The organism is Hallella mizrahii, assembly GCF_009695775.1.
Taxonomy (GTDB): domain Bacteria; phylum Bacteroidota; class Bacteroidia; order Bacteroidales; family Bacteroidaceae; genus Prevotella; species Prevotella mizrahii.
In genome coordinates, this window is the sequence record NZ_VUNG01000022.1 from 12,611 (window position 1) to 24,681 (window position 12,071).

A 12,071-nucleotide genomic window follows, 5' to 3' on the forward strand; every position below is an offset into this window, starting at 1 on the left:
TGAAAGGAGGATGCATTTCTACTATTTATTTTCACCTTATTTCTTCTTATGCCATGTTTTCTTATGCCACAGTTCTTTCCAGTTGTCGAAGTCGTGTTTGATCACAAAGCCTACTCCCTGGGTGTTTAAGGAGTTGCGGGTGAAGTAACGGTCGTTGGTCTGATTGTAGATGCGTACGCTCAGATTGCCGTTGGGCACGATGAGATAACGGATGTCGAAGTCTCCGATAAACGACTGGTTTGCGGTGGCCGCATTGTCGCGATAGCCGAATTGACCGTTGAAGAGGAGCCGGTTGTTGAGGAGACTTCCACTGAGGATACCTTCATACTCGGCATTGTTCCAACCCTCCGTTCCTGTGGAGATATTGGCACCGAAGTTCCAATTCTTATTTTTCACGATAGAGCCGAGCACATTGTTGATCTGTTGACTCAGCTGTCCGCTGAGGATACTTTGCATGGCAAGTGTTGTCTGACTTTCTTTTGCCTCCATATCTTGGGCGTTGTTTTCTGTCTTGTTGTAGAAGCGGCCTACGGCAAGCAGATACAGCACTTGCTGCTTCATCTCGTCTTCGCTATTGATGATGCTGTAGATCATCTGCTTCACGTCGGCACTGACTGTTGGCATGTCCATGTCGAAGTCTACCTTTGGATCAGTCGGAGTGCCGGTGACTTTCATCAAACAGTTGACGCGAATGTTGTTGCCGGAGAATCTGCGACCCAGTTGCAGGTCGGCAAGATTCACGGAGTTGAGCATATATTGTGCTTCGAGGTTGAGGTTGGCTCTACCGGGATCACCGCCAAAGGTGATGGTGCCTCCTTGCTTGAAGGTGAAGTCACGCTTGATAATGTTTTGGATGGTCAGTTTATAGATGCCGCGATCTACAACATAGTTGCCATATAGGTTCACGCCACCTTTATTATAATAGGAGGCGCGAATGGTTCCAGTGCCGTTGAAGTCGATATAGTCGCCGCTTGTCTTGTCCATGATGATCTTCAGCGTAGCGTCGGGCGTGGCATGAATGAGAAAGTTGATGTGTATGTCGGTAGGAATGTCAACTGGTTCGGTGTCGTTGTCTGGAGGAAGGGCATGGGGCAGTATTGCTTGGAGGGAGTCTCTGGATACCCATTGGATAAACTCTTGCGTACCAATAGCTTCTGGGCTGGTAATGTCGTAGCACATCACAGAACCGCGGGAAGGTGTGGCATCTACCTTGATGTCTACTTCTCCTGGTTTGCCGTTGATGTCGACAGTTCCTGTGCCGGCTATTGTACCGTAGACAGTATTGCCGTTGTCGGGACCGAGCTCATAGCCCAAAAGATTGTTGGCCTTGACATGAAGGTTGTAGCTAAGGTGGGAGAGATGGGTATGGTATAGGGCACCGGTGAGAAGCCCACGGTTGCCGAGTCGGTCGTGGATGGTGTCATCCACAAACTGAATCTCATTTACTAAAAAGCGGATAGAGTCGTCGGCCAAATAATACCTTGTATTGATAGGCGTGATTGTTGTGGCTCCCGAAACCTTTGCTGCACCCGTGAGGTTTATCTTCTTCAAGTCGCCCCATAAACTGAGCTTGCCGTTGACCGAAAGGTCTATGTTGCTCATGAAGTTGGAGCAGAAGCCTTTGAGAAACTCTCCTCTGGTGTTGATGGCGTTGAAGGTGAGGTTGATGTCGTTGCGCTTGGGCGAGACGAAGCCATTGATGACAGTGCGTCGGTCTTGAATGCCTCTGGCGGTATGCATGGTGTCCAGGGCAAGGGCATCGATATCAATCTGTTTCTTCTCATTGTTCCATTTGACATTGGCATTCAGGGTTCCCATTTTCCCTTCTTCAAACTGGAAGTTCGAAACCATAATATTTCCTTTGGCTTTCGGTGTGTCGAAGAGCGAGGACAGATAGGCCTTGCCGTTGACATTGCCGGAGAAGTCCACTGAATGGAAGTTGACAAGGTCGAGGATATACTCGACATTGACATTGTTGAGGTCTACAATAATGGAATCTTCCCGATTGGGTGATGCTTGGCCATTAATGCGGATGGACTGAGAGTTGCTGGCAATATTGAGATTGTCAATGGTAAGATGCTTTTTACTGTATGTGAGTTGGTCGGCATGTATGGTGTACACAGAGTCGCCGACGAGCAGATGAGATTTCTTGACATCAAATGTAGCGACCACTTGTTTTTTTTCATTGGTGAGGAATGCCATGTTGGCATTGAGTAGTCCTCTCAACCTTTGCTTCTTGGCGTGGTTGTCCATACTCAAGCTTGTGCGTAAGGTATTGCCGACCGCTGTGGCTTGGAGTTGATAGTCAGTGCCCAGTCCACGATCGTCCGTCTTGGTGAGTGAGCCTCGGCAGTTGAGCTGATTGTTGGGTGAGGTGGCAATGACATTGACGTTCTGATAGTGGCCTCCGTTGTAGGCGAGATCTGGTACGACAACGTGACAGTCGATGGTCTCAGTCTTACTGTCCAAACTGCATGTGAGGGAGAGAGGTTGCAGAAGATTCAGGTCCACGCCGGTGAAGAAACGTAGCCAGTCGTCACGAAGTATGGTGGCAGTAAGTGCGAAGTTGTTGGAGTGGGTAGGACGATATCTGAAAGAGGTCAGCGTCTGAATACTGGGCAACTGATGGACAAAAACGTTTTGGATACTCTGCAATAACGTGGCATAATCAAATTGCCCTGTCACCTCGATATGTCCGAAATCGCTGAGCATCGTGACGAAGTGGTCATTGTTGCTTTTTCCTGCCTTTACTTGTAGGGACTGCAATTCATAGGTCTCATCACTTCTTTGTGCCTTGAAACTTGAAATCTTAAGAAGACCGTCAAGATTGTTAAGATTTGAACCTGAGATATTGGCCGAAATATTGGCTGCATAGTTAGTATCCCCTAATTTGCCTTTGAGAAGGTTGATAGCAGAAGGTCGGAAACGGGAAATCTCGGCGTTGAGAACATAATGATGTCGGGATAGAGATATTCCGCCCTTACTTTCTATGGTTGCAACGATATTGGGGTCGTTGATAGAGCAATGGCCCGAGAGAGTTTCATTCTTGAGTGCGCCATTGATGTCTATATGCTGATAGGAATAGCCTTTAAAGTCGATTCTGCCAATGCGTCCGTCTACCTGGAACATTTTTTGATGAAGGTTTCCTGCCACTTTTATGCTTGCTGCTAAGTCACCAAGATCGTTGTTGTCCGTGATCTGTTGGAGATTGAAACGTTGTGTCTCAATATAACAGTCAAGAGTTTGGTGATCCATTTTGAAATTCACCTTAGCATTTCCGGCGTCAGAAAGCAGGGCACCACTGACTTGGATTTGTTTTGAACCTTTTCCACGTCCACTGCCTGTGAAAGCAAGATGATCAAGACGGTCAGCCACTGCCGGGAGATTGATGTTAAATATGTTTTTACCTTCTTTGTTGATATAGAGGCTATGGCAGATGATGCTCCAGACAGGCTGGCGGTCGTCGAGTGTCGTATGTATGTCACCACTAAAATGGAGAATAGACGATTTACGGGCTGCATTGGGAAAGACGTCAAAAAGGATGTTCTCAATCGAGATGTGGTGTCTTGTGCCGCTGACTCGTGTACTGAGCTGGATATTGTTTGGGGATCTTTTGATCTTGTCAGTAAGGCAACTGATGTCGTAGGTGCTGATCATTGAAGGTTTAACGATACCTGTGTAAGATATTGTGTTCCAATCAATCATGTCATTGTTGCGTCGGAAGTCAGCAACGATCTCTTTCAGTGAAACCTTTGATGTCGGTGTGCGAAGGTATAGATGATCCAAAGTGATCTTGTGATTTAACAAAGACGCTTTGGCGGTGAGCTCTTTTATGTCCAAACCACACTGTTCTGTGAGGCTGAGTTTTTTGATGTTGATGCTGCCAGCCTCCTTTGTCAGATCAGACAACAGTATATGTGTGCTGATGTTCTGGATATGTAGATGGTGGAGATCAAAAGTGTGAATGTTTGGCATGTCAAGCTGGTCATAGCAGAAAGCACCGTGCCGGATGATCAGGCTATGAATCTGAAAATTGAGTTTAGAATGGCTTGTTGTGTCCTTGGAAGCCAGCGAGTCCACGATAAACTGATAATTCGGCTTGGCGCTTGCTGTAGCCCGGTTGATATGGATGTCAGCACCAAAGAGCTGAGCCGAGGTGATGCATATCTCGTTGTGTGGCAGTCGGAGCAAGTCGAGTTTCGCAGAGATACGTCCGGCACGAAGCATGGGATGACGTTGCTGGTCAAGCATCGTCACATCGTCAATGATGATTCTGTTGAACAGACCAACGTCAACACGGCCTACACATACCTTCGTGCCAAATTTTTCGGACAAGGCAGCGGCTGCTTGGCGTCCGAAATATTTTTGTACAGCAGGTATGTTCACAGCAATGGTAAGGGTGACGTAAAATGTCAATAAAACCCATACCACAGTATTGATTGTGTGCCTAAGCCATTTCATTTTATGTGCAAAAATATAAAATTAAACTCGAAAATGAAATAAAATGGCTGTCTTTATCATTTTTAATCTAAATTTTCAGTATATTTGCATCGCCAAAGATAGCTTCTCTGTAAGAAAGAGATGTTTAGATCTTGCATTTTGGGACCAGATAAGACAATTCAGCATCATATCATAAGAAGTATTACTTATTATTTTTTCTATGACAAATGTAGTTAAGATACGGAAAGGCTTAGACATCCATTTAAAGGGAAAAGCTTCGACGGAAAAACGTGTGGAAGTGATTTCGTCGGGAGAGTATGCCCTTGTGCCAAGTAGTTTCGTAGGTTTAAAGCCAAAAGTAGTTGTCAAGGAGGGTGATCATGTTCTTGCCGGTGATCCCCTGTTTGTGGACAAATTATCGCAAGAGGTGCGTTGTGCTTCTCCTGTGAGTGGCACTGTAGAGCAAGTACTTCGTGGAGAACGGCGTAAAGTGCTCTATGTGAAAGTAAAGGCTGATCAGGAGCAGAGCTTTCATGACTATGGCAAACACGATGCAACATCGTTGGACGGGGAAGCAGTGAAATCATTGCTGCTGGAGTCCGGACTGTTTGCTTATATCAATCAGCTGCCTTATGCTGTCGTGGCATCTCCTTCTTCGTCGCCTAAGGCTATCTTCGTTTCTGCCTTGCGCGACATGCCGTTGGCAGCGGACTTTGAAGTAGAGCTGAGTGGTAATGAAGCTGCTTTTCAGGCAGGTATTACTGCGTTGTCAAAGTTGGCACCAGTCTCTTTGGGTATCGGTGCTACACAGCAATCTGCTGCGCTTACTCAGGCAAAGGATGCAGAAATCACTATATTTGACGGTCCTTGTCCGGCTGGTAATGTGGGTGTACAAGTCAATCATCTCAATCCAGTCAACCGTGGTGAAGTGGTATGGACGGTCGATCCGTCAGCAGTCATCTTTATCGGGCGTTTGATGCTGACCGGTAAGGTGGATCTTCACCGTGTCATCGCCATCGCTGGCAGCCAGGTCAAGGAGCCGGCATACGCCAATGTGCTGGTGGGAACGAAGCTGTCTGACATTCTGAAGGATCGCTTGTCATCAGATCAGCACGTTCGTATCCTCAATGGCAATCCCCTGACGGGTGTGAAGAGTGGCTTGGATGATTATCTGGGTGCTCATACATCTGAGGTGACTGTCATTCCGGAGGGTGATGACCGTGACGAGATGTTGGGCTGGATCGCTCCTCGTACCAATGATTTCTCTGTGTCTCACAGCTATTTCTCTTGGCTTCAGGGCAAGCACCATGAATATGATCTTGATGCGCGCGTCAAGGGTGGCGAACGACATATGATCATGAGTGGCGAGTACGACAAGGTGTTGCCCATGGACATCTATGGAGAGTATCTCATCAAAGCCCTTATATCCGGCGACATCGACCGTCAGGAGCAATTGGGCATTTATGAGGTATCGCCCGAAGACTTTGCTTTGGCAGAGTTTGTGGACTCCTCTAAGTTGCCATTACAAAAGATTGTGCGTCAGGGACTTGATATCCTGCGCAAGGAAAATGCTTGATGTATATTAGCACAGAAACAATAATATAAAACTATGAATGGTTTAAAAAAATACTTTGACCGCATTCGACCCAATTTCCAAGAAGGCGGGAAACTTCATGCCTTCAACAGCATTTATGAAGGCTTTGAGAGCTTCCTGTTCGTTCCCAATACTACGTCGGATTCCGGTGCCAGTATTCACGACGCCTTAGACTCGAAGCGTATCATGAGCATCGTCGTCATCGCCCTGCTCCCTGCGCTGTTCTTCGGCATGTACAATGTAGGCTATCAGAATGCTGCGGCTGCCGGTAAACTGGCAGAGACTGGTTTTTGGTCACTCTTCTTCTATGGTTTCCTGGCAGTGTTGCCCAACCTGCTGGTGAGCTACATTGTCGGTCTGGGCATAGAGTTCGCGTGGGCTCAGTGGAAAGGCGAGGAGATTCAAGAAGGCTATCTGGTTTCCGGTATCATCATTCCGCTGATCATCCCAGTGACGACTCCTTTATGGATGTTGGCCATTGCCGTTGCCTTTGCAGTCATCTTCGCCAAGGAGATCTTTGGCGGCACAGGTATGAACATCTTCAACGTGGCTATTGCTGCCCGTATGTTCCTGTTCTTCTCTTATCCCAGCAAGATGACGGGTGACTCGGTGTGGGTAAGCACTGATTCCATCTGTGGCCTCGGCTATCAGTTGCCCGATGGGTTCACGGCCGCTACACCGTTGGGTCAGATTGCCCAGGGCATTACGCCACAGTCAAGTCTGGCTGACATGGTCCTGGGTTTCATCCCTGGTTCTGTAGGTGAAACCTCTGTGATCGCCATTGCCATTGGTGCTGTCATTCTGTTATGGACAGGCATTGCCAGTTGGAAGACCATGCTGAGTGTCTTTGTCGGCGGCATTGCCATGGCTTTGATCTTTTCCGTGACGGGTAAGACACCGATTCCTTGGTATGAGCACATCGTGTTAGGTGGTTTCTGCTTTGGTGCCGTATTCATGGCTACCGACCCTGTCACCTCTGCACGTACCGAGACCGGTAAGTATATCTATGGTCTCCTCATCGGTATCATGGCTGTAGTGGTGCGCGTGCTGAACCCCGGCTATCCCGAGGGAATGATGCTCGCTATTTTCTTCGGCAATATGTTTGCACCGCTGATCGACTACTGCGTCGTTCAATCCAACATCTCAAAGCGTGCCAAACGTTCTTCTAACTAATCAAGCAGACGACATTATATAATATAAGGTATGAAAACAAATTCCAATTCTTATACGATTGTCTATGCTGCCGTTCTTGTGGTGATCGTTGCCTTCTTGCTGGCCTTTGTCTTTCAGGCATTGCGTCCGGCGCAGGAAGCTAATGTGGCACTTGACAAGCAGAAGCAGATACTCTATTCGCTCAACATTCGTGGCTTGCAGGATCAGGCTGCTGCCGCCAAATATAAAGAGGTGGTCACTGCCGACGAGATTATCGATGCCAACGGCAATGTCGTTGACAAAGGCTCAAAGGGCGGCACAGCTGCCGGATTTAAACTCAACTCGGGGGATTTCAAGGCCGGCAAGTTGGCTGTGTATGTTTGTTCCGTCAATGGGCAGACCAAATATGTGATTCCTGTCTATGGCATGGGATTGTGGGGACCGATCAGTGGCTATATCGCACTGAACGACGACAAGTCCACGATCTATGGTGCTTATTTCAACCATGAGAGTGAGACGGCCGGACTGGGTGCTGAGATTAAGGACAACCAGAAGTGGCAAGAGAAATTCCAGGGCAAGAAGCTTTTCAAGGGTGACGATCGCAATGCTATCGCCATCTCGGTATTGAAGAAGCGCGACAGCAATGATCCCAACTCTGTAGATGCCGTTACAGGTGCAACACTGACATCCAATGGTGTCACGGATATGCTTCACGATTGTCTGGGACAATATATTAAATTTCTGAATGCTAAATAATAAAGACGAATTATGAGTTTATTCAGTAAGCAAAATAAAGAGGTGCTGGGTGGCCCGTTGAATATCAACAACCCGATCCTCGTTCAGATTCTCGGTATCTGCTCTGCATTGGCCGTGACATCTCAGCTCAAGCCGGCTATTGTCATGGGATTGGCCGTGACGGTGATTACGGCTTTCTCCAATGTGATCATTTCACTCATCCGCAAGACCATTCCAATGCGTATCCGCATCATCGTGCAGTTGGTCGTCGTTGCCGCACTGGTGACCATCGTTAGTCAGATTCTGAAGGCTGTGGCCTACGACGTGAGTGTTCAGCTCTCGGTGTATGTAGGACTGATCATCACCAACTGTATCCTCATGGGTCGTCTGGAGGCTTTCGCCATGATGAACAAGCCTTGGCCGAGTTTCCTCGACGGTATCGGCAACGGTCTCGGCTATGCCATGATTCTGGTCATCGTCGGTGCTTTCCGTGAGTTCTTTGGCCGCGGTTCACTCCTTGGCTTCAAGATCATCCCTCAGAGCTTCTACGACGCAGGCTATGTCAATAATGGTATGATGACCATGCCAGCCATGGCTCTTATCCTCTTGGGATGTGTCATTTGGGTTCACCGAGCCTATTTCTATAAAGAGGACAAGAAGTAAGGTTTGTCGGTATTGATCATTATTAAAGCGATATTTCTATTATGGAACATTTCTTTGGATTATTTTTCAGGTCGATCTTTGTCGACAACATGATATTCGCCTTCTTCCTCGGCATGTGCTCTTTCCTTGCCGTGTCGAAGAATGTGAAGACATCATTCGGATTGGGTATGGCCGTGACCTTCGTGTTGCTGGTCACCGTGCCCGTAGACTATCTGCTTCAGGTGTATGTCCTTGGACCGGATTGTCTGGTCAAGGGAGTAGACTTAAGCTATCTGAGCTTCATCCTGTTCATTGCCATTATCGCCGGTATCACCCAGCTGGTAGAGATGGCCGTGGAGAAGTACAGTCCCTCTTTGTATTCAGCACTGGGCATCTTCTTGCCTCTGATTGCTGTGAACTGCTGTATCATGGGTGCTTCACTGTTCATGCAGCAGCGTATCAACATGGATCCGTCGAGTGCGCAGTACATAGGTTCCGTGTGGGACAGCATCGGCTATGCCCTCGGTAGCGGACTGGGTTGGACGTTGTCCATCGTCTCCATGGGCGCCATCCGTGAAAAGATGGAGTACAGCGATGTGCCCAAGCCTCTCCAGGGTATGGGCATCACCTTCATCACTGTGGGCCTCATGGCTATGGCCATGATGTGCTTCTCAGGTATTAAATTTTAAGGAGAAGAAAACATAGATTATGGGACAGTTTATATCAGTAAGTATCGCAGTCTTCCTTGCTGCGATTCTCCTTTTGGTCATCATCCTGCTCATTGCGAAGAAATATCTCTCGCCCAGCGGTAATGTGACCATCACAATCAATGGTGACAAAAAACTCACGGTGCCCCAGGGCGACAGCCTGATGTCTACGCTCAATGCCAATGGCATCTTCCTGCCCTCTGCCTGCGGTGGCAAGGCCAGTTGCGGCCAGTGCAAGGTACAGGTGCTAAGCGGCGGCGGTGAGATCCTCGATTCAGAGCGCCCTCACTTCACACGTAAGCAGATCAAAGAGCATTGGCGTCTGGGATGCCAGACAAAGGTCAAAGGCGACTTCGACATTAAGATTCCGGAGTCCATCCTTGGCGTGAAGGAGTGGGAGTGCACCGTCATCTCCAACAAAAATGTCTCCAGCTTTATCAAGGAGTTCAAGGTGGCATTGCCACCGGGTGAGCACATGGACTTCATCCCGGGCTCTTATGCTCAGATCAAGATTCCGGCTTACGATTGCATCGACTATGACAAGGACTTCGACAAGAGCATGATTGGAGACGAATATATCGGAGCTTGGAAAAAATTCAATATCTTCTCGCTGAAAGCTCATAACCCGGAGCCTACCGTACGTGCTTATTCTATGGCCAACTATCCCGCTGAGGGCGACATCATTACGCTGACTGTGCGTATCGCTTCCACGCCGTTCCTGCCAAGACCACAGGTGGGCTTCCAGAATGTGCCGACAGGTATCGGGTCGTCTTATATCTTCAGCCTCAAGCCCGGTGACAAGGTGATGATGAGTGGTCCTTATGGAGACTTCCATCCGCGCTTCGATACTGGCAAAGAGATGATTTGGATCGGTGGTGGTGCCGGTATGGCTCCTCTGCGTTCTCAGATCATGCACATGACCAAGACGCTGCACTGCACTGACCGTGAGATGCATTTCTTCTATGGTGCCCGTTCGCTGACAGAGGCCTTCTTCCTGGAGGACTTCTGGGAGCTGGAAAAGGAATTCCCCAATTTCCACTTCCATCTCTCTCTCGACCGTCCTGATCCCAAGGCCGACGCAGCCGGTGTGAAGTACTATGCCGGCTTTGCAGTGAACTGCATCCGCGACACCTATCTCAAGGATCACGATGCACCGGAAGACTGCGAGTACTACCTTTGCGGTCCTCCAATGCTGATCAAGACCGTGACCGACTATCTCGATTCTCTGGGTGTGGAGCCTGAGAATATCATGTACGACAATTTCGGGTAAACCTATGCAAACCATAGGGATACATACATAAACTACACAGAAGCCGCTGTATTTCAGCGGCTTTTTTGTATATACGTATCAGGACTCATAGCGTATCCATAAGCCTTGCTTTTTCAGCGATTAATTTTATTTTAATGAAAAGACGATGCTGTATCATAGAAAATATGTAAATTTGTAAATCGTAAAAATGTATATGAATATAAAATAAGATATGTCAGAGCCATTAGCAGAACGCATGCGGCCGCAGACGCTCGACGACTATGTCGGGCAGGACCATCTTGTGGGGCAGAATGGAGTGTTGCGGCGGATGATAGCGTCGGGGCATGTAAGCTCCTTCATCTTGTGGGGACCTCCCGGAGTCGGCAAGACGACGTTGGCGCAGATCATCGCCCACACGCTTAAGGTGCCGTTCTATACACTCAGTGCCGTTACCAGCGGTGTGAAGGAAGTTCGGGATGTCATTGCCCGTGCCAAGCAGGGACGGTTCTTCCAGGAGCAGTCTCCCATCCTGTTTATCGATGAGATCCACCGCTTTTCCAAATCACAACAGGACTCGCTGTTGGGGGCGGTTGAGCAAGGAGTGGTGACACTTATCGGTGCCACGACAGAGAATCCTTCCTTCGAGGTGATCCGTCCCTTGCTCTCTCGTTGCCAGCTGTATGTACTCAAGTCGCTTGGCAAGGACGATCTGCTGAAGATCCTTCATCGCGCCATTACGACGGACACGGTGCTGAGCAAACGACATATAGAGTTGAAGGAGACGGGTGCCATGCTCAGATACAGTGGGGGTGACGCGCGCAAGCTGCTTAATATATTGGAGTTGGTGGTAGGTGCAAACGACACTTCCGATATTGTCATCACAGACGCTCTGGTCGAAGACCGCCTTCAGACCAATCCGCTGGCCTACGACAAGGATGGTGAGATGCACTACGACATCATCTCGGCTTACATCAAGAGCATCCGAGGCTCAGACCCCGATGCCGCCCTCTATTGGATGGCAAGGATGATAGAGGGAGGCGAAGACCCGCAGTTCATAGCGCGTCGCCTGGTTATCTCTGCCGCGGAAGACATAGGGCTTGCCAACCCCAACGCACTGCTCTTGGCCAATGCCGCCTTTGATGCCGTCATGAAGATCGGCTGGCCTGAGGGGCGTATTCCTCTTGCCGAGGCCACTGTCTATTTGGCGACGAGCCCGAAGAGCAACTCTGCTTATCTGGGCATTGACACAGCACTCTCTGAAGTCAGAAAGTCTGGCAACCAACCCGTCCCCTTACCCTTGCGCAATGCGCCCACCAAGCTGATGGCAGAGCTCGGATACCACGACGGATATAAATATCCTCATGACTACCCCGGCAACTTCACGCCTCAGCAATATCTTCCCGATGATCTGAAGAACCAGCGCTTCTGGCATGCCCAGCATTCCACCTCGGAAGAGAAGCTTTACCAGCGCATGCTCAACTGTTGGGGCGACCGGTATAAGGAATAAACGACACGGGGCCAGACCTCTATCTTCACTTGATGCTAACTATAT

8 protein-coding genes are annotated in these 12,071 nt (G+C 48.7%); 7 read left to right on the forward strand and 1 reads right to left on the reverse strand.

Going from position 1 to position 12,071, the window contains the following annotated elements:
* Nucleotides 1-36: 36 nt before the first annotated feature.
* Entirely contained in the window at nt 37-4,386 is a 4,350-nt protein-coding gene (locus FYJ73_RS16235; RefSeq protein WP_206081753.1) for a translocation/assembly module TamB domain-containing protein, read from the reverse strand.
* A 274-nt stretch (nt 4,387-4,660) separates the two neighbouring features.
* On the opposite strand from FYJ73_RS16235, the gene FYJ73_RS09160 reads away from it, so the two are divergent.
* The 7 genes from FYJ73_RS09160 to FYJ73_RS09190 all read left to right on the forward strand — a co-directional run bounded on the left by FYJ73_RS09160 (nt 4,661) and on the right by FYJ73_RS09190 (nt 12,026).
* Entirely contained in the window at nt 4,661-6,016 is a 1,356-nt protein-coding gene (locus FYJ73_RS09160; RefSeq protein ID WP_154534422.1) for a Na(+)-translocating NADH-quinone reductase subunit A, read from the forward strand.
* Nucleotides 6,017-6,049: 33 nt separating this feature from the next.
* Complete coding sequence (locus tag FYJ73_RS09165) at nt 6,050-7,207, forward strand: NADH:ubiquinone reductase (Na(+)-transporting) subunit B (RefSeq protein WP_154534423.1); 1,158 nt, start codon at nt 6,050-6,052, stop codon at nt 7,205-7,207.
* Between the two features lie 30 nt (nt 7,208-7,237).
* On the forward strand, nt 7,238-7,942 hold the full coding sequence (gene nqrC, locus FYJ73_RS09170) for an NADH:ubiquinone reductase (Na(+)-transporting) subunit C (protein WP_154534424.1): 705 nt from the start codon (nt 7,238-7,240) through the stop codon (nt 7,940-7,942).
* 12 nt (nt 7,943-7,954) lie between these two features.
* Nucleotides 7,955-8,584: an NADH:ubiquinone reductase (Na(+)-transporting) subunit D gene (locus FYJ73_RS09175; protein ID WP_154534425.1), complete on the forward strand. Its 630-nt coding sequence runs from the start codon at nt 7,955-7,957 to the stop codon at nt 8,582-8,584.
* A 41-nt stretch (nt 8,585-8,625) separates the two neighbouring features.
* Nucleotides 8,626-9,252, forward strand: a complete 627-nt coding sequence (gene nqrE / locus FYJ73_RS09180) for an NADH:ubiquinone reductase (Na(+)-transporting) subunit E (RefSeq protein WP_154534426.1) — start codon at nt 8,626-8,628, stop codon at nt 9,250-9,252.
* Nucleotides 9,253-9,271: 19 nt separating this feature from the next.
* Entirely contained in the window at nt 9,272-10,540 is a 1,269-nt protein-coding gene (gene nqrF / locus FYJ73_RS09185; protein WP_154534427.1) for an NADH:ubiquinone reductase (Na(+)-transporting) subunit F, read from the forward strand.
* A 211-nt stretch (nt 10,541-10,751) separates the two neighbouring features.
* Nucleotides 10,752-12,026, forward strand: coding sequence for a replication-associated recombination protein A (locus FYJ73_RS09190; RefSeq protein ID WP_154534428.1), 1,275 nt, complete (start codon nt 10,752-10,754; stop codon nt 12,024-12,026).
* Nucleotides 12,027-12,071 lie beyond the last annotated feature (45 nt).